The organism is Escherichia sp. MOD1-EC5433 (assembly GCF_002966005.1).
GTDB classification, from domain to species: Bacteria; Pseudomonadota; Gammaproteobacteria; order Enterobacterales; family Enterobacteriaceae; genus Escherichia; species Escherichia ruysiae.
This window is the reverse complement of sequence record NZ_PTRL01000019.1, coordinates 1-870: the sequence shown is the minus strand read 5'-3', so window position 1 is coordinate 870 and position 870 is coordinate 1. Positions and strand designations below refer to the sequence as shown.

Annotated in this window: 1 pseudogene; it reads left to right on the top strand. The window is 50.2% G+C overall.

Going from position 1 to position 870, the window contains the following annotated elements:
* Window positions 1-870, top strand: a pseudogene (locus C3D30_RS20170) (adhesin); the annotation flags it as partial.

Here is an 870-nt window from a genome sequence, read left to right as displayed (position 1 = left end):
TAGTTACACCGTTGCCAGTGAAACAGCAAAAAGTCGTGGTAAAAAAAGCGGGCGCAGTAAGCTGTTAATTTCTGCGTTGGTTGTGGGTGGGTTGTTGTCGTCTGGAGTACAAGCATCGACCGCGCTTGATGGTGGTGGGGCTAGCGAAAGCACTCCATTGACCGATACCTGGATTGCCATTGGTCAGGGTGCTAAAGCATCATCAGTAGACACTTCACCATCAGGAGGACCAGGAACATCAAGTATTGCAATAGGGCAAGAAGCCCAATCTGGGATAGGTAGTACCTCATTAGGTTTCAAGAGCCAGGCTACAGGAGAAAGATCTGTTGCTTTAGGACAAACAGCTGACGCAACCGGTAATAGGGCCATAGCAATCGGTAGTGGAGCTAAATCGACTGCCGATTATTCCCTTACGCTGGGGAATGGATCTAAGGCTTTCGCTGAAAACGCCACGGCGATAGGCAAGGACGCAAGAGCGGAGGGCAAAGGTAGTCAGGCCTTCGGAAAAGTGGCCTTGGCCACTGGGGAGAATGCCATTGCCTTGGGTAGTAACAGCAATGCATCTGGTGATAACGCCGTTGCGCTGGGTAGTACAAGTCAGGCATATGGCGACTCCAGCCTTGCAATAGGTGAGTTAAGTGAGACCAATGCTGAAAATGCTATTGCACTGGGAAAACTCAGTAACGCAAGTAAAATCAATTCAATCGCCCTGGGTAGTAACAGCACTGCATCTGGTGTGGGCTCCGTTGCGCTGGGAGAGAATAGTTTTGCTGGAGGCATAAACAGTCTTGCTTTGGGTAGTCAGTCCAATGCAAACGGTGATGACGCAGTTGCCCTCGGTGTAGGATCTGTCGCAGAGCAAGACAATAC